Source organism: Kitasatospora sp. NPDC093806 (genome assembly GCF_040683335.1).
Taxonomy (GTDB): Bacteria; Actinomycetota; Actinomycetes; order Streptomycetales; family Streptomycetaceae; genus Kitasatospora.
The window spans coordinates 12919-33690 of the sequence record NZ_JBFBDO010000010.1; the positions used below are offsets into that span (position 1 = coordinate 12919).

Genomic DNA, 20772 nt, shown 5'->3' on the forward strand with positions numbered 1-20772 from the left:
GGGGGGACCGGAAGGCCGGTGACGGGCCCGGCACGGGCGCCCGATCCGTTCGTCAACTGCCTTGTCCCGTACCGGACATGACGATCGGTCGAACACCCGCGCCGGGGCTCCGGGCTACGCGTCCTGGCGCGGCTCGCCCTTGATCACGGCGAACGGGGCGCCGAACGGGTCGGCCAGCCAGGCGATCCGGCCGACCTCCGGGATGTCCGCCGCCGGCATCAGCACCGTGCCGCCGGCCGCGACGGCCCGGGTGACCACGGCGTCCACCTCGGAGGAGCCGAAGTACGGCGTCCAGGCGGGCGGCTGCCCGCCGTCCAGCACCGGGGCGACGCCGCCGAAGCTGGTGGCCCGCAGGTCGCCCTCGGCCGGCGAGAGCACCTTGTACGTCATGCCGGGGGCCGGGAAGTCCTCGGAGCGCCAGCCGAACACCGTCCGGTAGAAGTCGAAGCCGCCCTCCACGTCGCCGGTGTGCAGCTCGGCCCAGATCAGCGCGCCGTCCTCGGAGACCACGTCCAGGCCGGTGACCGTGCCGGGCTGCCAGACCGCGAACTGGGCGCCCTGCGGGTCGGTCAGCTGGGCCATCCGCCCGGCGTCCATCACATCGAAGGCCGGGACCCGGACGCTGCCGCCGGCCTTCTGGACGGCGGCGGCGGTGGTCTCGGCGTCCGGCGTGCGGAAGTACGTCGTCCAGGCGGAGTGCGCGCCCTCCTCGGTGAGCGGGCCGACGGCCGCGGCCGTCTTCCCGTCCAGCTGGAGGAAGCCGTAGCCGCCGGCCTCCGGGCCGGCCGACTGGAAGGTCCAGCCGAACACCGCCCCGTAGAAGGTGGCGGCGGCGGCCGGATCCGGGCTGCCGAGGTCGATCCAGCAGGGTGAACCGGCGGGGAAGTCGGTGGTGAGCATGGGTGTCGCGCTCCTTCGACGGATACGACGGACAGGGGGCCGGGCAGGCCGCCACGGGGGCGCGGCGGCACGGCTCCCGGCCATCTGCGAGTCTGCACCCCGCCACTGACATCCGCAGCCGGGGTGATCGTTACGGCAGCGGCAGGACGTGGCGCAGGGCCTCGACGGCGTCCGGCGGGCCGTCCACGGTCAGCTCGGTGCGGGCGCCCCGGCCGAAGACGAAGAGGACGAGCTCGCCCGGTTCGCCGGTGAGCCGCACGGTCGGCGAGCCGGCCGGGCCGACCGTCACGTGCGCGCCGTCCGGGCGGCGCAGCTCCAGCCGGACCGGGGAGCGCCGGCCCGCCTCCAGCCGGGCGAGCAGCGGCAGCCGGCGCCAGAGCGCGGCGGCCCGGCCGGCCGGCACCGGCCGCGGCTCGTGGTCCTCCCCGGCCCGGGCGACGTCCTCGGCGTGCACGAAGTACTCGACGGTGTTGGCCGCCTCGTCCGCGCCGGGCAGCGAGAACAGCGAGAGCACCGGCGGGCCGGACCGGAACAGCCGGACCAGCTCCTCGTACGGCTGGTCGGCGTAGGAGTCCTGGACCCGCTGGGTCCAGCCGGCCAGCGGGCCGATCCGGATGCCCGCGGCGGCGTCCGGCCGGCGCTCCCGGATCACCAGGTGGGCGGCGAGGTCCCGGGTGGACCACCCGGCGCAGAGGGTGGGCGCGTCCGGCCCGGCGGCGGCCAGCAGTTCGGCCAGACGGTGGCGCTCGGCGAGGGCGTGGTTCGACATGCCGCCAAGCGTAGAGCGGTGGAGCCGCGGCCCGGGTGACGGGGGCTCAGCGCAGCGGGCCGGTGAGTTTGGTGGCGCCGGGGCGGTTGCCGGCCGTCAGGACGCAGGTGTAGTCCCGCCAGCCCTGCTGGTAGAAGGCGTGGTTCGGGCCCACCGGGTAGCCGTAGTACGGCCCGCCGCCGCCCTGCCGGGCCTCGGCGGCGGTCTGCGCCGCCTGGCAGCCGTCCCGCATCGCGTTGGCGAGCTGGTAGTCGCCGGTCAGCCCTTCCGGCAGCAGCTGGTCGGCGATCGCCTCGCCGTCGTGCGGGCCGTCGCAGGGGCGCGCCTCCGGCTTGGTGACGGTCTTGCTCAGCTGCGGGTGGTCGAGGCAGCTGCCGACCGGGAAGAAGGCGTACGGGAACACCTTGGACGGCGTCGGGGTCGGGGTCGGCGTGGGCGTCGGAGTGGGGGTGGGGGTCGGCGTCGGGGTGGCCGTGCCGGGGGCGGGCGGGGGCGGCTGCGGAGCCGGCTTCTCGTCCGGCCACAGCAGCACCGCCGCCACCACCGCGAGCAGCACCGCCAGCACCGCCGCGGTGCCGAACAGCAGGCCGCGCGCCGGCCGGGCGGCAGCCTCGGAGTCCGGGCGGTCGGTGCGCGGACGGTCGGGGCTCGGCGGCTCGGCGGCGGGCTGCTCGGAGGTCATGGTCACGAGAATGGCGCAGAGCGGGCCCGGTCGGCAGGCGGTTGGCACAACTCGTCCGGCCGGCCCGGGCGGTCGGACCGGGTGGCCGGACCGGACTGACACAATGACCCCATGTCCACCGCACCAGCCGCCCCCGGCTCCACCGCCCTGGCCCCCGACATCGCCGCCCGCCTCAAGCGCACCGAGGACGGCCTGATCCCGGCCGTCGCGCAGCAGTACGACACCGGCGAGGTGCTGATGCTGGGCTGGATGGACGACGAGGCCCTGCACCGCACCCTCACCACCGGCCGCTGCACCTACTGGAGCCGCAGCCGCAGCGAGTACTGGGTCAAGGGCGACACCTCCGGCCACGTCCAGGTGGTCAAGTCGGTCGCGCTGGACTGCGACGGCGACACCCTGCTGGTCAAGGTCGACCAGACCGGCGCGGCCTGCCACACCGGCGACCGCACCTGCTTCGACGCCGACGTGCTCCCGCTCGGCCCGCTCGGCTGACCACCCCCACCGCCCCTCCGTCCTAAGGTGCCGCCCGCCATGGATCTCGAAGCCTTCCGCAAGCTCGCCGTCGACACCCGGGTCATTCCGGTCACCCGCAGGCTCCTCGCGGACGGCCTCACCCCGATCGGCCTCTACCGCAGCCTGGCCGGCGAACGCCCCGGCACCTTCCTGCTGGAGTCCGCCGAACAGGGCCGCAGCTGGTCCCGCTACTCCTTCGTCGGCGTCCGCAGCGCCGCCACGCTGACCGCCGGCCCGGACGGCACCGCCCGCTGGCTCGGCGCCCCGCCGGTCGGCATCCCCACCACCGGCGACCCGCTGGAGGTGCTGCGCGCCGCGCTGGAGGCGCTGCACACCCCGCGCCGCGCCGACGACGGCCTGCCGCCGCTCACCGGCGGCCTGGTCGGCTACCTCGGCTACGACGTCGTCCGCCGGCTGGAGAAGCTGCCCGACCTCAACCCGGACGACCTCAAGCTCCCCGAGCTCACCCTGCTGCTCGCCACCGACCTCGCGGTGCTCGACCACGCCGACGGCACCGTGCTGCTGATCGCCAACGCGGTCAACCACAACGACCTGGCCAGCGGCGTCGACCAGGCCTACGCGGACGCCGTTACCCGGCTCGACGCGATGGAGGCCGACCTGCTCAAGCCGGTCGACCCGGGCCTGGCCACCTTCACCCCGGCCGGCCCCGGCGAGGTCCGCTCCCCGTTCGGCGGCGAGCCCTACCGGGCCGCGGTGGAGGAGATCAAGGAGCGGATCCGGGCCGGCGAGGCCTTCCAGGTGGTGCCCTCGCAGCGGTTCGAGGCGCCCTGCCCGGCCTCCGCGCTGGACGTCTATCGCGTTCTGCGCACCACCAACCCCAGCCCCTACATGTACCTGTTCCGCTTCCCCGGCCCGGACGGCGGCGTCGAGGGCGGCTTCGACGTGGTCGGCTCCAGCCCGGAGGCGCTGGTCAAGGTCACCGACGGCGAGGCGATGCTGCACCCGATCGCCGGCACCCGGCACCGCGGCGCCACCCCGCACGAGGACGCCGACCTGGCCGCCGAACTGCTCGCCGACCCCAAGGAGCGGGCCGAGCACCTGATGCTGGTCGACCTCGGCCGCAACGACCTAGGCCGGGTCTGCGAGCCCGGCAGCGTCGAGGTGGTCGACTTCATGCAGATCGAGCGCTACAGCCACGTCATGCACATCGTCTCCACGGTGACCGGCCGGGTCGCCGAGGGGCGGACCGCGTTCGACGTGCTGACCGCGTGCTTCCCGGCCGGCACCCTGTCCGGCGCGCCCAAGCCGCGGGCGATGCGGATCATCGAGGAGCTGGAGCCCACCCGCCGCGGCCTGTACGGCGGCTGCGTCGGCTACCTGGACTTCGCCGGGGACTCCGACACCGCGATCGCCATCCGCACCGCCGTGCTGCGCGACGGCACCGCGTACGTCCAGGCCGGCGCCGGCGTGGTGGCCGACTCCGACCCGCACGGCGAGGACACCGAATGCCGCAACAAGGCCGCCGCCGTCCTGCGCGCCGTCGCCACCGCCAATACGCTGCGCGCACCGCTATCGTGAGACCTGCGACACGTCGAGCTGCCGAGGGACGCGGTCGGGATGACCTCGATGACGACGGAAAGCGCCCGGGACATCCTCGAAGGCGTCAACCTTCCGAAGGGGTACCGGGTCGAGATCACGGACGGAAGGATCATCATGACGCCGCAGGGGGAGGCCCGGTGGGAGGTGATCCTCGACGCGTCGACCCAGATCAAGAAGCAGCTGTCGGGGAAGGGCCGCATCCTGTCGGACGTCATGATCGACTTTCCGTCGACGCTGTTCGGCTATGCCCCCGACATGGCCGTCATCGCCCCGGGTGCGGAGCGGAACAGCCGTCGGCGCTTCGAGTGGCATGACGTCGAGGCCGTGCTGGAGGCGGTCTCCCCGTCCAGCGAGGACAACGACTACGTCAAGAAGGTCCGCGCGTACGCCGAGTGCGGGATTCCGATCTACGTGGTGATCGATCCGGCCCAGGCGGTCTGCACCGTGCACACCGCGCCGACTCGGACCGGCGCGTACCGGGAGGCGGAGCGGGTGCCGTTCGGGAACGACCTCTTCCTGCCGCTGGGCGATCGGACGCTGGTGCTGGAGACCGGTGATTTCCCGACCGAGCCGGGGACCCCGGGTTCGGGGACGGGGTGAGGTCGGGGGATAGTGGACGGGTGAGCGCTGAAGCCCGTACCGACGCCGTGCCCGCCCCCGCCCCCGACTCCGAGCCCGCCCCCGCCGCGAAGGGCGGGCGCCGCACGCTCGGGGTGATGCTGCTGCTCACCGTGCTGGGCGCGGTGCTGGTGCTGACCGCCGCCGGGCGGGTCTGGGCCGAGGGGCTGGCCGGCACCCTGGAGGTGTCCGTCACCGGCGGGAAGATCTCCGAGCTGCCCGCCGGCCTGGCGCTGGTGGGGCTGGCGGCGGCGGTCGCGGTGTTCGCGGTGCGCGGCGCCGGCCGGCTGCTGGTCGGGGTGCTGACCCTGCTGGCCGGGCTGGGCGCGGCCGCGGCGGCCGCGGCGGGCGCCGGGGACACCGCCGCGCTGGACGGCGAGGCGGCCCGCAAGCTCGCGCTGACCGGTTCGACCGCGACCGGGGTCGGGCACACCGCCTGGCCGTGGGTGGCGCTGCTGGGCGGGCTGCTGCTGGCCCTGGCCGGGCTGCTGACCGCCCGGTACGGGCGCGGCTGGCCGGCCATGGGCAGCCGGTACGAGGCGCCGACCGGCAAGGCGCCGGTGCGCCGGAAGGCGGCCGCGGCGGACAGCCCGGCGGACCTGTGGAAGGCGCTGGACCGGGGCGAGGACCCGACGGCCGGCTGAACCGGGCCGTGACCGGGCGTGTTGTGACGCGATAGACCCGCCACCCGCTTTGGGGGCCCGGTGTGTGGCCCGGCACAATGGGACACGTCCACCCGCCAGGGGCCCGCAGGCCCGGCCGGGCCCCGAGAGCGTAGGAGCACCCTTCAGATGGCAGCAGCAGCACACGGCCACAACCCCGCCGCCTGGACCGGCGTGACCATCACGTTCATCGGCTTCGGCATCGCGGGCGTCGCGATGATCCTCCCGTCGGTGCTCCTGGTCTGGGCCGGCCTGGCGGTCGTCCTGCTCGGCGGCGTGGTCGGCAAGGCCATGTCGATGGCGGGCATGGGCAAGCAGCCCAGCACCATGGTCTACACCCACGAGGAGCAGGCCGCGCTGGCCGCCGCCTCCGCCTGATCCCTCGGGCACCTTTCGCAAACGGCGGGCCACGGCCCGCCGTTTCGTTTCTCCCGGCAGGGCGCCTCCCGGGGGCCCGCCGCGGCGGGCACAATCATGGGCGTGAACGCCGCACCCGCTCCCACCGCCTCCGCCCGGCCGTCCGGGCCGCGCCGGCTGGTGCCGCCGCTGGCCGCCCTGGTCGCGGTGGCCGTCCCCGCCGGCTACGTCGCCGCGGTGGACCCCAACGTCCCCGGGCACTACCCGACCTGCCCGTTCCTGGCGGCCACCGGCTGGTGGTGTCCGGGCTGCGGGGGCCTGCGCTGCGTCCACGCGCTGACGCACGGGGACCTCACCGGCGCGCTGCACGACAACGCGGTGGCGGTGCTGCTGTTCGCGGTGCTGGCGGTGTTCTGGGTGCGCTGGCTCTGGGCCGCGCTGCGCGGGGCGCCGGGGCCGCGGGTGGCCCTGGGGACGCGGCGCTGGGTGCTGGTCGGGCTGCTGCTCCTGGTGTTCACGGTGGTACGGAATCTGCCGATCGGTGCCGGTCTGGCCCCCGAACTGGTCTGATCGTTCCGGCCGAGGTGGACCGGTTCGCCCGGCCCTCGCGGACGTGGGGGAGCCGTGAAACCGCAGCTCGGAGCGGTCGACGGGCGTCCGCTCCGCGAGACGCGCGCCGGGCGGATGCGCTGCGCGCCCCCCCTTGCCGATACCATCGAAGGGCCGGAGGCCCACTGGCCGTCCGGCTCCTCGCCAGCAGAACTGGCAGACATGATGGGGGCGCCCGAGTGAGTGTGCTCGACTCGATCATCGAAGGGGTCCGCGAGGACCTCGCCGAGCGGCAGGCCCGGGTCTCGCTGGACGAGCTCAAGGAGCTCGCCGCCAAGGCCCCGGACGCCAAGGACGGCGTGGCCGCGCTGAAGGGCGACGGCGTCCGGGTGATCTGCGAGGTCAAGCGCTCCAGCCCGTCCAAGGGGGCGCTGGCCGCGATCGCGGACCCGGCCTCCCTCGCGACCGACTACGCGGCCGGCGGTGCCGCCGCGATCAGCGTGCTGACCGAGCAGCGCCGCTTCGGCGGGTCGCTGGCCGACCTGGACGCCGTCCGCGCCGCGGTGGACACCCCGCTGCTCCGCAAGGACTTCATCGTCACCGCGTACCAGCTGTGGGAGGCCCGCGCGCACGGCGCCGACCTCGCGCTGCTGATCGTCGCGGCCCTCGACCAGCCGGCCCTGGTGTCGCTGATCGAGCGCGCCGAGTCGATCGGCCTCACCCCGCTGGTGGAGGTGCACGACGAGGAGGAGATCAAGCGCGCGGTGGACGCCGGCGCCCGGATCATCGGCGTCAACGCCCGCAACCTCAAGACCCTTGAGGTGGACCGCAACACCTTCGGCAACGTCGTCCACGCCATCCCGGACGGCATCGTCAAGATCGCCGAGTCCGGTGTGCGCGGCCCGCTGGACGTGATCTCCTACGCCAACCTGGGCGCGGACGCGGTGCTGGTCGGCGAGTCCCTGGTGACCGGCAAGGACCCGCGGGCCGCCGTGGCCGACCTGGTCGCGGCCGGTGCCCACCCGGCGATCCGGCACAAGGACTGATCCCGCACCCATGAAGATCGCCTCCCGACTCGCCCCCGGCTGCCGCCCGCGCGGCTGCCGCGCGCCCGCGCGCCGGGTGCTGGGGCGGCGGGTGCGGTACGTCATCGGCTGCGAACCCGGGCAGGTGCCGGGTCGGCGATGGCAGAGGACGCACGGCTGATCCAGCCGTTCCGACGTCTCTGTCGTCATCGTCGATCCAGAAGGACTTCACCATGTCCGAGAAGGACTACCTGCCCGGTGCCGAGGTGCCGGACGCCCGCGGCTACTTCGGCGCGTACGGCGGCCGCTTCATCCCGGAGGCGCTGGTCGCCGCCGTGGAACAGGTCGCCGAGGAGTACGAGAAGGCCAAGGCCGACCCGGCCTTCGCCGCCGAGCTCGACGCGCTGCTCAAGGACTACACCGGCCGCCCGAGCCCGCTGACCGACGTGCACCGGTTCTCCGCCGAGGCGGGCGGCGCCCGCGTCCTGCTCAAGCGCGAGGACCTCAACCACACCGGCTCGCACAAGATCAACAACGTGCTGGGCCAGGCCCTGCTCACCCGCCGGATGGGCAAGACCCGGATCATCGCCGAGACCGGCGCCGGCCAGCACGGCGTGGCCACCGCCACCGCCTGCGCGCTGTTCGGCTTCGACTGCACCATCTACATGGGCGAGGTCGACACCCAGCGCCAGGCGCTGAACGTGGCCCGGATGCGGATGCTCGGCGCCGAGGTGGTGGCCGTCACCTCCGGCAGCCGCACCCTCAAGGACGCCATCAACGAGGCGTTCCGCGACTGGGTCGCCAACGTCGACTCCACGCACTACCTGTTCGGCACCGTCGCCGGTCCGCACCCCTTCCCGATGATGGTCCGCGACTTCCACCGGGTGATCGGCGTCGAGGCCCGGCAGCAGGTGCTGGACCGCACCGGGCGGCTGCCCGACGCGGTCGTCGCCTGCGTCGGCGGCGGCTCCAACGCGATGGGCATCTTCCACGAGTTCATCCCGGACGCCGGCGTGCGCCTGATCGGCTGCGAGGCGGCCGGCGAGGGCGCCGAGACCCCCAGGCACGCCGCGACCCTCACCAAGGGCGACCCGGGCGTGCTGCACGGCTCGCGCACCTACGTCCTGCAGGACGAGGACGGCCAGACCATCGAGTCGCACTCGATCTCGGCCGGCCTGGACTACCCGGGCGTCGGCCCGGAGCACGCCTGGCTGAAGGACACCGGCCGGGCCGAGTACCGCCCGGTCACCGACGACGCCGCCATGCAGGCGCTGCGGCTGCTGTCCCGCACCGAGGGCATCATCCCGGCCATCGAGAGCGCGCACGCGCTGGCCGGCGCCCTGGAGCTGGGCCGCGAGCTCGGGCCCGAGGCCACCATCCTGGTCTCGCTCTCCGGGCGCGGCGACAAGGACATGCACACCGCCGCCGAGTACTTCGGCCTGTACGACGAGCCGGGCGCCGGCTCCGCCCACGGGGGTAAGTGACCATGGCTTCGAAGCTCACTGACAGCAGCAAGCTCAGCGGCGTCCTGGCGGCCGCCAAGGCTGAGGGCCGCGCCGCGCTGATCGGCTACCTGCCGGCCGGCTTCCCGAGCGTGGACGGCGGCGTCCGCGCCGTCAACGCGCTGATCGAGGGCGGCTGCGACGTCGTCGAGATCGGCCTGCCGCACTCCGACCCGGTGCTGGACGGCCCGACCATCCAGACCGCGGACGACATCGCGCTGCGGGGCGGGGTGCGGATCAAGGACGTGCTGCGCACCGTCCAGGAGGTGGCCTCGGCGCACCCCGCGGCGGCGGTGCTGGTGATGACCTACTGGAACCCGGTGGACCGGTACGGGGTCGCGCGGTTCGCCGCCGACCTGGCCGCGGCCGGCGGGGCGGGCTGCATCCTGCCGGACCTGCCGGTGGAGGAGTCCGAGGAGTGGCGCAAGGCGGCCGGGGAGCACGGGCTGGACACCGTGTTCGTGGTCGCGCCGAGCAGCAAGGACAAGCGGCTGGCCGAGGTCACGGCGGCCGGCAGCGGCTTCGTGTACGCGGCCGCGGTGATGGGTGTGACCGGCAGCCGGGCGCAGGTCGGCGAGCTGGCCGAGGACCTGGTCGCCCGGACCCGGGCCACCACCGAGCTGCCGGTCTGCGTCGGTCTCGGCGTGTCGACCCCCGAGCAGGCCGCGCAGGTGGCCGCCTTCGCGGACGGGGTGATCGTCGGCTCGGCCTTCGTGCAGCGGATCCTGGACGCGGACGGGGACGAGGAGGCCGCCCTGGCGGCGGTCCGCGCCCTGGCCGGCGAGCTGGCGGAGGGCGTCCGCCGGCGGTAGGCCCGGACGGATCGACGGCCCGTCACTCCCCCGTGCGAGGGGAGTGACGGGCCGTCGGCGTTCCCGGCTCCGCCCCGAGCCGAAGGGGCGCGCCGGTGCCGCAAGGGAGAAGCGAGGGAGCGACGTAGGAGCGAGGGAGCGCCGACCGTCGGCGCCGGGTCGGAGCGCCCCGGAGGCGAGCGGGCGAGTAGCGGCCCCGCTCCGCCCCGAACGGGTGAACAGTGGCGGGCGCACGCATCAGCGGGGGTTGACGGGCGTTGAGTGGAGGGACGAGTGCACGAACCACGTGCCCCGGGGGCGCGGAGCGAGCGGAAGGGGTCGGCCCATGCCTGGTCTCCAGCAGGCCGTGCTGCTGCGGGCGGCCGCCGCCGCCCTGGTGCTGGGCGCCGCGCTCGGGGCGCAGGGCGCGGTCGTCCCGGCGCTCGCCAAGCGGGGGGTGGAGCGGGCCGAGCGGGACGCCTACGTGTGCGCGGAGGCGGCCCGGATGGAGGCGGCGGTGCGGGCCACCCGGGCGGACCCGCGGCGGGACCTGTCCGGCGACCGCTACGAGGGGTGGTTCGACGGCCGGTTCGACGGCAGCCGGTACGACCGGGAGCGGCCGCCGGGGTGTGATCCGGCTCCCCACTAGCTCCCGCGGTGGGGCTCCTGCGGCAGGGGCTCCCTCGATCGGGTGAAAACGGATGGAACGTCATCAGTGTTCACTCTTTCGGCTTAACTCCCGAACCGGGAGGAACCTGGCGTGCCCCCGGACGGTTCAACAGGCCGTGACGGTGTTTCCCGAGGGGGTTGTCCGGATGGCCCGGCCGGCGACGGAGTGGATCGGTACGGCGGCCCGGCTGGGCCTGGCCGTGGTCTGGGGCTGGGCCGGGCTGGCCAAGATCGCCGACCCGGCGGAGGCCGCCCAGGCGGTGCGCGCCTACGAGATCCTGCCCGAGGGCCTGGTCAAACCGGTCGGCCACGCGCTGCCCTTCCTGGAGCTGGCGCTGGCGCTGCTGCTGGTGATCGGCCTCGGCGTGCGGCTGGTCGCGCTGGTCTCGGCGCTGCTGCTGCTCGCCTTCATCGGCGGGATCGGCTCCGCCTGGGCGCGCGGCATCTCGATCGACTGCGGGTGCTTCGGCGGCGGCGGGGCGGTCGACGCCTCGCAGACCGAGTACCTGCAGGAGATCCTCCGCGACACCGGGTTCCTGCTGCTGGCCGGGTGGCTGGTCTGGCGGCCCCGCACCAAGTTCTCGGTGGACGGCTGGCTGGCGAGCTGAACGCCGGTCCGCGACCCCACCGAACCCCCGCCCCCGAATCTGGAATATCCAAGGCTGATGAGCGAGAAGAACCGAGAAGGCAAGCGCACCGCCCGTGAGCGGATGCTGGCGGAACGGGCCGAAGAGGAGGCCCGCGGCCGGCGGAAGAAGAAGCTGATCGTCGGCGGGGTGGCCCTCGCGGTGATCGCCGCCGCCGTGGTCACCGGTGTGGTCGTGCAGAACGAGCGGTCCAAGCCGGAGACCCCGACCGCGGCCCCGGCCGGCGCGATCGGCGACAAGAACCTGGTCATCCCGGTCGGCTCGGACAACTCCCCGTCCGTCCTCACCGTCTACGAGGACGCGCGCTGCCCCGCCTGCGGGATCTTCGAGCGCGAGTTCGGGCCCACCATCGGCCAGCTGGAGGACGCGGGCAAGATCTACACCAACTACCACATCGTCTCGTTCATCGACCGGGCCGTGCCCGGCAAGGGCTCCAAGTACGGGGCCAACGCGCTCGCCTGCGCCCAGGACGCCGGGCACTTCCGCGACTACCACGACGTGCTCTACCGCAACCAGCCGGACGAGACCAACGACGCCTTCGGCAGCAAGCCGACCCTGATCAACCTCGCCAAGCAGGTCAACGGCCTGGACACGCCCGCCTTCGAGTCCTGCGTCAACGACTCGACGTACAGCGGATGGGTGTCGGCGGTGCAGCAGGACTTCGACAAGTCGAGCTACAAGTCCACCCCGACGGTGCTGCTCAACGGGCAGCCGATCTACCCCAAGTCCAACAACGAGGAGATCACCCCGGCCAACCTGGTGAAGTGGGTGGACGCCGCCAACCAGGGCAAGCAGCTGGGCACTCCGGGGACGCACGGCCAGTCGCCGGCGCCCACCAGCACCGCCTCGGAGAGCAACAACCCCTCGCCCAACGCGGGCTGATCCGGACGCGTACCCTGCGGGATGGCTGCCGCCCCCTCCCCGTCCGGAGGGGGCGGCGGCATGCCGTCCGTCCATCCGTACGCCCATCCGTGCGCCGACTGTGACCCGCGGGGGTGTCCGGGACGGGCCGTCGACCCTGTAGCGTCGGAGCTGCCATGGATATCGCCTACATTCCCAGCCCGTCGCGGGGGGTCCTCTACATCGGACCCGTCCCGCTGCGCGCCTACGCGTTCTGCATCATCCTCGGTGTCGTCGTGGCCGTCTGGCTCGGCAGCAAGCGCTGGGTCGCCCGGGGCGGTGGCAAGCACACGGTCGGCGACATCGCCGTCTGGGCTGTGCCGTTCGGCCTGGTCGGCGGCCGGCTCTACCACGTGATCACCGACCACCAGCTGTACTTCGGCGAGGGGAAGAACCCCTGGAACGCCTTCAAGATCTGGGAGGGCGGCCTCGGGATCTGGGGCGCGATCGCGCTGGGCGCGGTCGGTGCCTGGATCGGCGCCCGCCGCCGCAAGGTCCCGCTGCCCGCCTACGCCGACGCGATCGCCCCGGGCATCGCGCTCGCCCAGGCGCTCGGCCGCTGGGGCAACTGGTTCAACCAGGAGCTGTACGGCCGGGAGACCACGCTGCCGTGGGGCCTGGAGATCAAGAAGACGCTGCCCAGCGGTGAGGTGGTCACCGGGATCTACCACCCGACCTTCCTCTACGAGTCGCTCTGGTGCGTCGGCGTCGCGGCGCTGGTGATCTGGGCGGACCGCCGGTTCACCCTGGGCCACGGCCGGGCCTTCGCGCTGTACGTGGCCGCGTACACGGTCGGCCGGTTCTGGACCGAGTGGCTGCGGATCGACGAGGCGCACGTGATCGGCGGCCTGCGGATCAACGACTGGGTGGCGATCGCCGTCTTCCTGGCCGCCGTCGCCTACCTGGTGATCGTCGGCAAGAAGCGCCCCGGCCGGGAGGACCCGGCGAGCATCGACCCGCTGGCGAACGAGGCGGAAGCCGCGGAGGGCGCGGACGCGAAGGGCGCGGACGCGAAGGGCTCGGAGAAGTCGGACGCGAAGTCGGACGCCAAGCCCTCGGACGGGCTCGCCGAGAAGCTCGACAAGCTTGAGAAGGACGCCAGGAACCCCGCCTGACCTGCGCACACCGCCGACCCCGGCCGCCCTCCGCGACACCCGCGGAGGGCGGCCGCGGCGTTGTTCGGACAGCCTTACTTTGCTGGAAATGCCCAGCTCAAGAGGACTACGGTCAATTCGTAAGGTGATCGGACGATCGACCGGAGGGGAACACCCGTGAGCGCGACCACCCTGGACCCAGAGGCCGGGCAGCACCATCCCCGGATACCCGCCGCCGGGCACCACCGCGACGTGAACGGCGGCTGGCTGCGCCCCGCCGTGTTCGGCGCGATGGACGGGCTGGTCTCCAACTTCGCCCTGATGACCGGCGTGGTCGGCGGCGCCGTCTCCAGCGGCACCGTGGTGCTCACCGGCCTGGCCGGCCTGGCCGCCGGCGCCTGCTCGATGGCGGCGGGGGAGTACACCTCGGTCGCCTCGCAGCGCGAGCTGGTCCAGGCCGAGATCGAGGCGGAGCGGCTGGAGCTGCGCCGCAACCCGCACGGCGAGCTGGCCGAGCTGGCCCAGCTGTACGTCGAGCGCGGGGTGGACCCGGCGCTGGCCCACGAGGTGGCCCGGCAGCTCTCCGCCGACCCGGACCGGACGCTGGAGATCCACGCCCGGGAAGAGCTCGGCATCGACCCCAACGACCTGCCCTCGCCGTGGGTGGCGGCCGGGTCCTCGTTCGTCTGCTTCGCGGTCGGCGCGCTGCTGCCGCTGCTGCCGTACCTGCTGGGCGCGACCTCGCTGCTGCCGGCGCTGCTGCTCGCGGTGGCCGGGCTGTTCGCCTGCGGCGCGGTGGTGGCCCGGGTGACGGCGCGCAGCTGGTGGTTCAGCGGGCTGCGGCAGCTGGTCCTGGGCGGGGTGGCGGCCGGGGTGACGTACCTGCTGGGCTGGTTGATCGGCGGGCAGATCGGCTGACCGCCGGTCGCGGCGGGCAGTGGGAGAAGCTGTGTACTGTTGCATTATTATGCATTCGGGTGAGTGACGTTCCACACATGGAGGGTTGGCCGCGCCTGCCTAGTCTCACCATTCGGGCCGCCCGGCCACTGATTCGCATCCGTGGATCGTCTCCGGGGATGGAATCGCAGGCGGCCATGATCGGCTCCTGTGATCGGCGGGTTTCGCCCCTGTTTCAGGCCGCCGACGGGCGGGCACAATCGTCGGGACGTGCGGTGTGGCACGTCCTCTCACAGCCCCCGTGACCTGCGGGATCCGTCCGCGATGTGGACGCGATATTCCGCTTCCCGGGATCTTCGGCATCATGTAACTTGCACGAAATCGCATCAGGGCCAACGTCGTCCCTACTGCACCAGCTTCGAAAGACGACGACGGGAGAGCCGATGCTGTCTGCATCCATGCACTCCGCCAACGAGCCCCAGGCCGGCGCCGCCCGCCCGCCGTACGCGCTCGTTCCGGATGCGCGACCTGCTGCTCAGGGCCTGTACGACCCGCGAAACGAGCACGACGCCTGTGGCGTCGGATTCGTCGCCACGCTGACCGGCATCGCCGACCACACCGTCGTCGAGCAGGCGCTGACCGTCCTGCGCAACCTGGAGCACCGCGGCGCCACCGGCGCCGAGCCGGACTCCGGTGACGGCGCGGGCATCCTCACCCAGATCCCGGACGCCTTCCTGCGCTCCAAGGTCTCCTTCGACCTCCCGGCCGCCGGCGCCTACGCGGTCGGCATCGCCTTCCTGCCCGACGAGGACGCCGCCGACGCGGCCGCCGTCGCGCAGGTCGAGGCGATCGCCGCCGAGGAGGGCCTGACCGTCCTCGGCTGGCGCGACGTCCCGGTCACCCCCGACCTGCTCGGCAACACCGCCCGCAGCGTGCTGCCGCGGTTCCGCCAGCTCCTCCTGAGCAAGGACGGCGTCGAGGGCATCGCGCTGGACCGGCTCGCCTTCGTGGTCCGCAAGCGCTCCGAGCGCGAGGCCGGCGTCTACTTCCCGTCGCTGTCCGCCCGCACCATCGTCTACAAGGGCATGCTGACCACCGGCCAGCTGGAGCCCTTCTTCCCCGACCTGTCGGACCGGCTCTACGCCTCCGCGCTCGGCCTGGTGCACTCGCGGTTCTCCACCAACACCTTCCCGAGCTGGCCGCTCGCCCACCCGTACCGGTTCGTCGCGCACAACGGCGAGATCAACACGGTCCAGGGCAACCGGAACTGGATGACCGCCCGCGAGTCCCAGCTGGTCACCGACCTGATCCCCGGCGACCTCAGCCGGATCTTCCCGGTCTGCACCCCGGACCACTCCGACTCGGCCTCCTTCGACGAGGTCCTGGAGCTGCTCCACCTCGGCGGCCGCTCGCTGCCGCACGCGGTGCTGATGATGATCCCGGAGGCGTGGGAGAACCACGCCACCATGGACCCGGCCCGCCGCGCGTTCTACCAGTACCACTCCAACCTGATGGAGCCCTGGGACGGCCCGGCCTGCATCGCCTTCTCCGACGGCAACCAGATCGGCGCCGTGCTCGACCGCAACGGCCTGCGCCCGGCCCGGTACTGGATCACCGAGGACGGCCTGGTCGTCCTCTCCTCCGAGGTCGGCGTGCTTGACATCGAGCAGACCCGGGTGGTCAAGAAGGGCCGGCTCCAGCCCGGCCGGATGTTCCTGATCGACGTCGCCGAGCACCGCATCGTCGAGGACGAGGAGCTCAAGGCCGCGCTGGCCGCCGAGCACCCCTACCAGGAGTGGGTCGAGGCCGGCCAGATCCAGCTCGCCGAGCTCCCCGAGCGCGAGCACATCGCGCACACCCACGCCTCGGTCACCCGCCGTCAGCAGACCTTCGGCTACACCGAGGAGGAGCTGCGGGTCATCCTCGCGCCGATGGCCAAGTCCGGCGCCGAGGCGCTCGGCTCGATGGGCACCGACTCGCCGATCGCCGCGCTGAGCGAGAAGCCGCGACTGCTGTTCGACTACTTCGTGCAGCTCTTCGCGCAGGTCACCAACCCGCCGCTGGACGCCATCCGCGAGGAGCTCGTCACCTCGCTGCTGTCCAACCTGGGCCCCGAGGGCAACCTGCTGGCCGCCGAGGCCGCCGCCTGCCGGTCCGTCGGCATCACCTTCCCGGTGATCGACAACGACGAGCTGGCCAAGCTGGTCCACATCAACCACGACGGCGACCAGCCCGGCCTCAAGGCCGTCACGCTGTCCGGCCTGTACAAGGTGGCCGGCGGCGGCGAGGCGCTGGCCTCCCGGCTGGCCGCGATCGCCGCCGAGGCCGACGCGGCGATCGCCGACGGCGCCCGGATCATCGTGCTCTCCGACCGGCACTCGGACGCCGAGCACGCCCCGATCCCCTCGCTGCTGCTCACCTCCGCGATCCACCACCACCTCATCCGCACCAAGCAGCGCACCCGGGTGTCGCTGCTGGTCGAGGCCGGTGACGTCCGCGAGGTGCACCACGTCGCGCTGCTGATCGGCTACGGCGCCGGCGCGGTCAACCCGTACCTGGCCATGGAGTCGGTCGAGGACCTGGTCGCCCAGGGCACCTTCCTGACCGGCATCGAGGCCGACAAGGCGATCAAGAACCTGATCAAGGCGCTCGGCAAGGGCGTGCTCAAGGTGATGTCCAAGATGGGCATCTCCACCGTCGCCTCCTACCGCGGCGCCCAGGTGTTCGAGGCGATCGGCCTCTCCCACGAGCTGGTCGACGGCTACTTCGCCGGCACCACCAGCAAGCTCGGCGGCATCGGCCTGGACGAGATCGCCAAGGAGACCGCCGCCCGGCACGCCAAGGCGTACCCGGCCTCCGGCATCCCGGCCGCGCACCGCGCGCTGGAGATCGGCGGCGAGTACCAGTGGCGCCGCGAGGGCGAGCCGCACCTGTTCGACCCGGACACCGTCTTCCGGCTCCAGCACTCCACCCGCAACCGCCGGTACGACATCTTCAAGCAGTACACCGACCGGGTGAACGAGCAGTCGCAGCGGCTGATGACGCTGCGCGGCCTGTTCCAGCTGGACGCGCTCGGCCGGACCCCGATCCCGGTCGAGGAGGTCGAGCCGGTCAGCGAGATCGTCAAGCGGTTCTCCACCGGCGCCATGTCGTACGGCTCGATCTCCCGCGAGGCGCACGAGACCCTGGCCATCGCGATGAACCGCCTCGGCGGCAAGTCCAACACCGGCGAGGGCGGCGAGGACCCGGACCGCCTGTACGACCCGGAGCGCCGCTCCGCGATCAAGCAGGTCGCCTCCGGCCGGTTCGGCGTCACCTCCGAGTACCTGGTCAACGCGGACGACATCCAGATCAAGATGGCCCAGGGCGCCAAGCCCGGCGAGGGCGGCCAGCTGCCCGGCCACAAGGTGTACCCGTGGGTCGCCAAGACCCGGCACTCCACCCCGGGTGTCGGCCTGATCTCGCCGCCGCCGCACCACGACATCTACTCGATCGAGGACCTGGCGCAGCTGATCCACGACCTCAAGAACGCCAACCCCGAGGCCCGCGTCCACGTGAAGCTGGTCTCCGAGGTCGGCGTCGGGACGGTCGCGGCCGGCGTCTCCAAGGCGCACGCGGACGTGGTGCTGATCTCCGGCCACGACGGCGGCACCGGCGCCTCGCCGCTCACCTCGCTCAAGCACGCGGGCGGCCCCTGGGAGCTCGGCCTCGCCGAGACCCAGCAGACCCTGCTGCTGAACGGCCTGCGCGACCGGATCGTGGTCCAGACCGACGGCCAGCTGAAGACCGGCCGCGACGTCGTCATCGCGGCGCTGCTCGGCGCCGAGGAGTTCGGCTTCGCGACCGCCCCGCTGGTGGTCTCCGGCTGCATCATGATGCGGGTCTGCCACCTGGACACCTGCCCGGTCGGCGTCGCCACCCAGAACCCGGTGCTGCGCGACCGCTTCTCCGGCAAGCCCGAGTTCGTGGTGAACTTCTTCGAGTTCATCGCCGAGGAGGTCCGGGAGATCCTGGCCGAGCTGGGCTTCCGCACCATCGAGGAGGCCGTCGGCCACGCCGAGCACATCGACGCCCAGGGCGCGATCGAGCACTGGAAGGCCGCCGGGCTCGACCTGGCCCCGCTGTTCCACGTGCCCGAGCTGCCCGAGGGCGCGTCCCTGCACCGCACCACCACGCAGGACCACGCGCTCGACAAGGCCCTCGACAACCAGCTGATCGCGCTGGCCCAGGACGCCCTGGAGAACGGCGACGCCGTCCGCATCCAGCTGCCGATCCGCAACGTCAACCGGACCGTCGGCACCATGCTCGGCCACCACGTGACCAAGCGGTACCGCGGCGAGGGCCTGCCGGAGGGGACCATCGACGTCACCTTCACCGGCTCGGCCGGCCAGTCCTTCGGCGCCTTCGTGCCGCGCGGCATCACCCTGCGGCTGGAGGGCGACGCCAACGACTACGTCGGCAAGGGCCTCTCCGGCGGCGTGCTGGTGGTCCGCCCGGCCCGCGATGCGGCCGCCATCGGCAACGACGCGCAGAACCACGTCATCGCCGGCAACACCATCGGGTACGGCGCCACCAGCGGCCGGATCCACCTGCGCGGCAAGGCCGGCGAACGGTTCGCCGTCCGCAACTCGGGCGCCACCCTGGTCGTCGAGGGCGTGGGCGACCACGGCCTGGAGTACATGACCGGCGGCCGGGTCGTCATCCTCGGCGAGACCGGACGCAACCTGGCGGCCGGCATGTCCGGCGGCATCGCCTACGTGCTGGACCTGCGCCCGGCGAACGTCAACAGCGGCATGGTGGGCATCGAGGCCCCGACCGCGGAGGACCGCGACTGGCTGCGCGAGACCGTGCAGCAGCACTACGAGGAGACCGGCTCCACCGTCGCCGCCGAGCTCCTGGCGGACTGGGGCGGCGGGGTCTCCCGCTTCTCCAAGATCATGCCGACCGACTACAAGGCAGTGCTCGCCGCCAAGGACGCCGCTGAGCGCGATGGCCTCTCCGAGGCCGAGACCACTCGCAAGATGATGGAGGCGGCACATGGCTGACCCCAAGGGCTTCCTGACCACCCCGAAGCAGCTGGCCGAGCGCCGCCCGGTGGACGTCCGGCTGCGGGACTGGAACGAGGTCTACGTCGAGCGGAGCCTGCTGCCGATCATCACCAAGCAGGCCGGCCGCTGCATGGACTGCGGCATCCCGTTCTGCCACAACGGCTGCCCGCTCGGGAACCTCATCCCCGAGTGGAACGACCTCGCCTACCGGGACGACTGGACCGGCGCGATCGAGCGGCTGCACGCGACCAACAACTTCCCGGAGTTCACCGGGCGGCTGTGCCCGGCGCCGTGCGAGTCCGCCTGCGTGCTCGGCATCAACCAGGACGCGGTGACCATCAAGAACGTCGAGGTCACCATCATCGACAAGGCCTGGGACCGGGGCGGGGTCACCCCGCAGGTGCCCGAGCGGCTGTCCGGCAAGACGGTCGCCGTGGTCGGCTCCGGGCCGGCCGGCCTGGCCGCCGCCCAGCAGCTCACCCGGGCCGGGCACACCGTCGTGGTGTACGAGCGGGCCGACCGGATCGGCGGCCTGCTGCGCTACGGCATCCCCGAGTTCAAGATGGAGAAGCGCCACATCAACCGCCGCATCGAGCAGATGCGCGCGGAGGGCACCCGGTTCCGCACCGGCGTGCACGTCGGCGAGGACATCACCGGGCAGCAGCTGCGCGAGCGGTTCGACGCGGTGGTCATCGCGGCCGGCGCCACCACCGCCCGCGACCTGCCGGTGCCCGGACGCGAGCTCAAGGGCGTCCACCAGGCCATGGAGTACCTGCCGCTGGCCAACAAGGTGCAGGAGGGCGACTTCGTCGAGTCGCCGATCAGCGCCAAGGGCAAGCACGTCGTGGTCATCGGCGGCGGCGACACCGGCGCGGACTGCGTCGGCACCGCCCACCGGCAGGGCGCGGCCTCGGTCACCCAGCTGGAGATCATGCCGCGGCCGAGCGAGGAGCGCCCCGGCAACCAGCCCTGGCCGACCATGCCGATGACCTACAAGGTCACCTCCGCGCACGAGGAGGGCGGCGAGCGGATCTACTCCGTCTCCACCACCCACTTCAGCGGCGACGAGGACGGCAACGTCCAGCAGCTGCACCTGGTCGAGGTGGAGTTCCGGGACGGGAAGTTCGAGCAGGTGCCGGGCAGCGAGCGGGCCATCCCGGCGCAGCTCGTCACCCTGGCCATGGGCTTCACCGGGACCGACGTGAAGAACGGCCTGGTGGAGCAGCTGGGCGTGGACCTCGACGCACGCGGTAATGTTGGTCGTGACGGCCGCTTCGCCACCAATGTCGATGGCGTCTACGTCTGCGGAGACGCGGGACGCGGCCAGTCCCTGATCGTCTGGGCCATCGCGGAGGGCCGCTCGGCCGCCGCGGCGGTCGACACCTTCCTGGGCGGCAAGACCCCGCTGCCCGCCCCGATCCGGCCGACCGACCGCCCCCTGGTGGTCTGATCCGGCCTTGAGCCGCCCGGCGCCGCATCGCCGGGACGGCACCGAGCCGCACCCGTCAGCGTCGCCGGGCCTTCGCGGTCCATGGCGCCTGCCCACATCCCCGACCAGTTTGGGGGCAGGCGCCTTTCGGCTTTTCCGG

Annotated in this window: 19 protein-coding genes; 16 read left to right on the forward strand and 3 right to left on the reverse strand. The window is 73.0% G+C overall.

What is annotated here, in order from left to right:
* Nucleotides 1-114: 114 nt before the first annotated feature.
* The 3 genes from AB0N76_RS08565 to AB0N76_RS08575 all read right to left on the reverse strand — a co-directional run bounded on the left by AB0N76_RS08565 (nt 115) and on the right by AB0N76_RS08575 (nt 2351).
* Nucleotides 115-900, reverse strand: a complete 786-nt coding sequence (locus tag AB0N76_RS08565) for a VOC family protein (protein ID WP_363554581.1) — start codon at nt 898-900, stop codon at nt 115-117.
* 130 nt (nt 901-1030) lie between these two features.
* Complete coding sequence (locus AB0N76_RS08570) at nt 1031-1669, reverse strand: TIGR03085 family metal-binding protein (protein WP_363554583.1); 639 nt, start codon at nt 1667-1669, stop codon at nt 1031-1033.
* A gap of 46 nt (nt 1670-1715) precedes the next feature.
* Nucleotides 1716-2351 (reverse strand): hypothetical protein, encoded by a 636-nt coding sequence (locus tag AB0N76_RS08575; RefSeq protein WP_363554585.1) that lies wholly within the window; start codon nt 2349-2351, stop codon nt 1716-1718.
* Nucleotides 2352-2462: 111 nt separating this feature from the next.
* Here AB0N76_RS08575 and hisI point away from each other — a divergent pair, with 111 nt between their 5' ends.
* The 16 genes from hisI to AB0N76_RS08655 all read left to right on the forward strand — a co-directional run bounded on the left by hisI (nt 2463) and on the right by AB0N76_RS08655 (nt 20633).
* Entirely contained in the window at nt 2463-2843 is a 381-nt protein-coding gene (gene hisI / locus AB0N76_RS08580; RefSeq protein ID WP_363554587.1) for a phosphoribosyl-AMP cyclohydrolase, read from the forward strand.
* A 39-nt stretch (nt 2844-2882) separates the two neighbouring features.
* Nucleotides 2883-4403 (forward strand): anthranilate synthase component I, encoded by a 1521-nt coding sequence (locus AB0N76_RS08585; RefSeq protein WP_363554589.1) that lies wholly within the window; start codon nt 2883-2885, stop codon nt 4401-4403.
* Between the two features lie 48 nt (nt 4404-4451).
* On the forward strand, nt 4452-5024 hold the full coding sequence (locus AB0N76_RS08590) for a Uma2 family endonuclease (RefSeq protein WP_363554591.1): 573 nt from the start codon (nt 4452-4454) through the stop codon (nt 5022-5024).
* Nucleotides 5025-5044: 20 nt separating this feature from the next.
* Nucleotides 5045-5686: a TIGR02234 family membrane protein gene (locus tag AB0N76_RS08595; RefSeq protein ID WP_363554593.1), complete on the forward strand. Its 642-nt coding sequence runs from the start codon at nt 5045-5047 to the stop codon at nt 5684-5686.
* Nucleotides 5687-5833: 147 nt separating this feature from the next.
* On the forward strand, nt 5834-6082 hold the full coding sequence (locus AB0N76_RS08600) for an HGxxPAAW family protein (RefSeq protein WP_363554595.1): 249 nt from the start codon (nt 5834-5836) through the stop codon (nt 6080-6082).
* Between the two features lie 96 nt (nt 6083-6178).
* Nucleotides 6179-6631, forward strand: a complete 453-nt coding sequence (locus AB0N76_RS08605) for a DUF2752 domain-containing protein (protein ID WP_363554597.1) — start codon at nt 6179-6181, stop codon at nt 6629-6631.
* A gap of 218 nt (nt 6632-6849) precedes the next feature.
* On the forward strand, nt 6850-7656 hold the full coding sequence (gene trpC / locus AB0N76_RS08610; RefSeq protein ID WP_363554599.1) for an indole-3-glycerol phosphate synthase TrpC: 807 nt from the start codon (nt 6850-6852) through the stop codon (nt 7654-7656).
* A gap of 212 nt (nt 7657-7868) precedes the next feature.
* Nucleotides 7869-9119, forward strand: a complete 1251-nt coding sequence (trpB, locus tag AB0N76_RS08615) for a tryptophan synthase subunit beta (RefSeq protein ID WP_363554601.1) — start codon at nt 7869-7871, stop codon at nt 9117-9119.
* Nucleotides 9120-9121: 2 nt separating this feature from the next.
* Nucleotides 9122-9949, forward strand: a complete 828-nt coding sequence (gene trpA, locus AB0N76_RS08620) for a tryptophan synthase subunit alpha (protein WP_363554603.1) — start codon at nt 9122-9124, stop codon at nt 9947-9949.
* Nucleotides 9950-10274: 325 nt separating this feature from the next.
* Nucleotides 10275-10577, forward strand: a complete 303-nt coding sequence (locus tag AB0N76_RS08625) for a hypothetical protein (RefSeq protein ID WP_363554605.1) — start codon at nt 10275-10277, stop codon at nt 10575-10577.
* A 166-nt stretch (nt 10578-10743) separates the two neighbouring features.
* Entirely contained in the window at nt 10744-11205 is a 462-nt protein-coding gene (locus tag AB0N76_RS08630; protein WP_363554607.1) for a MauE/DoxX family redox-associated membrane protein, read from the forward strand.
* A 57-nt stretch (nt 11206-11262) separates the two neighbouring features.
* Nucleotides 11263-12126 carry a thioredoxin domain-containing protein gene (locus AB0N76_RS08635; RefSeq protein ID WP_363554609.1) on the forward strand — a complete coding sequence of 288 codons (864 nt, stop codon included), beginning with the start codon at nt 11263-11265 and terminating at the stop codon, nt 12124-12126.
* Between the two features lie 155 nt (nt 12127-12281).
* Nucleotides 12282-13259, forward strand: a complete 978-nt coding sequence (gene lgt / locus AB0N76_RS08640; RefSeq protein WP_363554611.1) for a prolipoprotein diacylglyceryl transferase — start codon at nt 12282-12284, stop codon at nt 13257-13259.
* A gap of 171 nt (nt 13260-13430) precedes the next feature.
* Nucleotides 13431-14156: a VIT1/CCC1 transporter family protein gene (locus AB0N76_RS08645; protein WP_363554756.1), complete on the forward strand. Its 726-nt coding sequence runs from the start codon at nt 13431-13433 to the stop codon at nt 14154-14156.
* A gap of 437 nt (nt 14157-14593) precedes the next feature.
* The gene (gene gltB, locus AB0N76_RS08650) at nt 14594-19180 is read left to right on the forward strand and encodes a glutamate synthase large subunit (protein WP_363554758.1); all 4587 of its coding nucleotides are present in this window, start codon (nt 14594-14596) and stop codon (nt 19178-19180) included.
* Nucleotides 19173-20633, forward strand: a complete 1461-nt coding sequence (locus AB0N76_RS08655) for a glutamate synthase subunit beta (protein WP_363554613.1) — start codon at nt 19173-19175, stop codon at nt 20631-20633. Before gltB ends, AB0N76_RS08655 begins: the two co-directional genes overlap by 8 nt.
* Nucleotides 20634-20772: the final 139 nt, after the last annotated feature.

Excerpts from the sequence above, each read along its gene's own strand:
- AB0N76_RS08565 (WP_363554581.1), bottom strand. The coding sequence starts at position 900 with ATGCTCACCACCGACTTCCCCGCCGGTTCACCCTGCTGGATCGACCTC.
- AB0N76_RS08570 (WP_363554583.1), bottom strand. The coding sequence starts at position 1,669 with ATGTCGAACCACGCCCTCGCCGAGCGCCACCGTCTGGCCGAACTGCTG.
- AB0N76_RS08575 (WP_363554585.1), bottom strand. The coding sequence starts at position 2,351 with ATGACCTCCGAGCAGCCCGCCGCCGAGCCGCCGAGCCCCGACCGTCCG.
- hisI (WP_363554587.1), top strand. The coding sequence starts at position 2,463 with ATGTCCACCGCACCAGCCGCCCCCGGCTCCACCGCCCTGGCCCCCGAC.
- AB0N76_RS08585 (WP_363554589.1), top strand. The coding sequence starts at position 2,883 with ATGGATCTCGAAGCCTTCCGCAAGCTCGCCGTCGACACCCGGGTCATT.
- AB0N76_RS08590 (WP_363554591.1), top strand. The coding sequence starts at position 4,452 with ATGACGACGGAAAGCGCCCGGGACATCCTCGAAGGCGTCAACCTTCCG.
- AB0N76_RS08600 (WP_363554595.1), top strand. The coding sequence starts at position 5,834 with ATGGCAGCAGCAGCACACGGCCACAACCCCGCCGCCTGGACCGGCGTG.
- AB0N76_RS08605 (WP_363554597.1), top strand. The coding sequence starts at position 6,179 with ATGGGCGTGAACGCCGCACCCGCTCCCACCGCCTCCGCCCGGCCGTCC.
- trpB (WP_363554601.1), top strand. The coding sequence starts at position 7,869 with ATGTCCGAGAAGGACTACCTGCCCGGTGCCGAGGTGCCGGACGCCCGC.
- trpA (WP_363554603.1), top strand. The coding sequence starts at position 9,122 with ATGGCTTCGAAGCTCACTGACAGCAGCAAGCTCAGCGGCGTCCTGGCG.
- AB0N76_RS08625 (WP_363554605.1), top strand. The coding sequence starts at position 10,275 with ATGCCTGGTCTCCAGCAGGCCGTGCTGCTGCGGGCGGCCGCCGCCGCC.
- AB0N76_RS08630 (WP_363554607.1), top strand. The coding sequence starts at position 10,744 with ATGGCCCGGCCGGCGACGGAGTGGATCGGTACGGCGGCCCGGCTGGGC.
- AB0N76_RS08635 (WP_363554609.1), top strand. The coding sequence starts at position 11,263 with ATGAGCGAGAAGAACCGAGAAGGCAAGCGCACCGCCCGTGAGCGGATG.
- lgt (WP_363554611.1), top strand. The coding sequence starts at position 12,282 with ATGGATATCGCCTACATTCCCAGCCCGTCGCGGGGGGTCCTCTACATC.
- gltB (WP_363554758.1), top strand. The coding sequence starts at position 14,594 with ATGCACTCCGCCAACGAGCCCCAGGCCGGCGCCGCCCGCCCGCCGTAC.
- AB0N76_RS08655 (WP_363554613.1), top strand. The coding sequence starts at position 19,173 with ATGGCTGACCCCAAGGGCTTCCTGACCACCCCGAAGCAGCTGGCCGAG.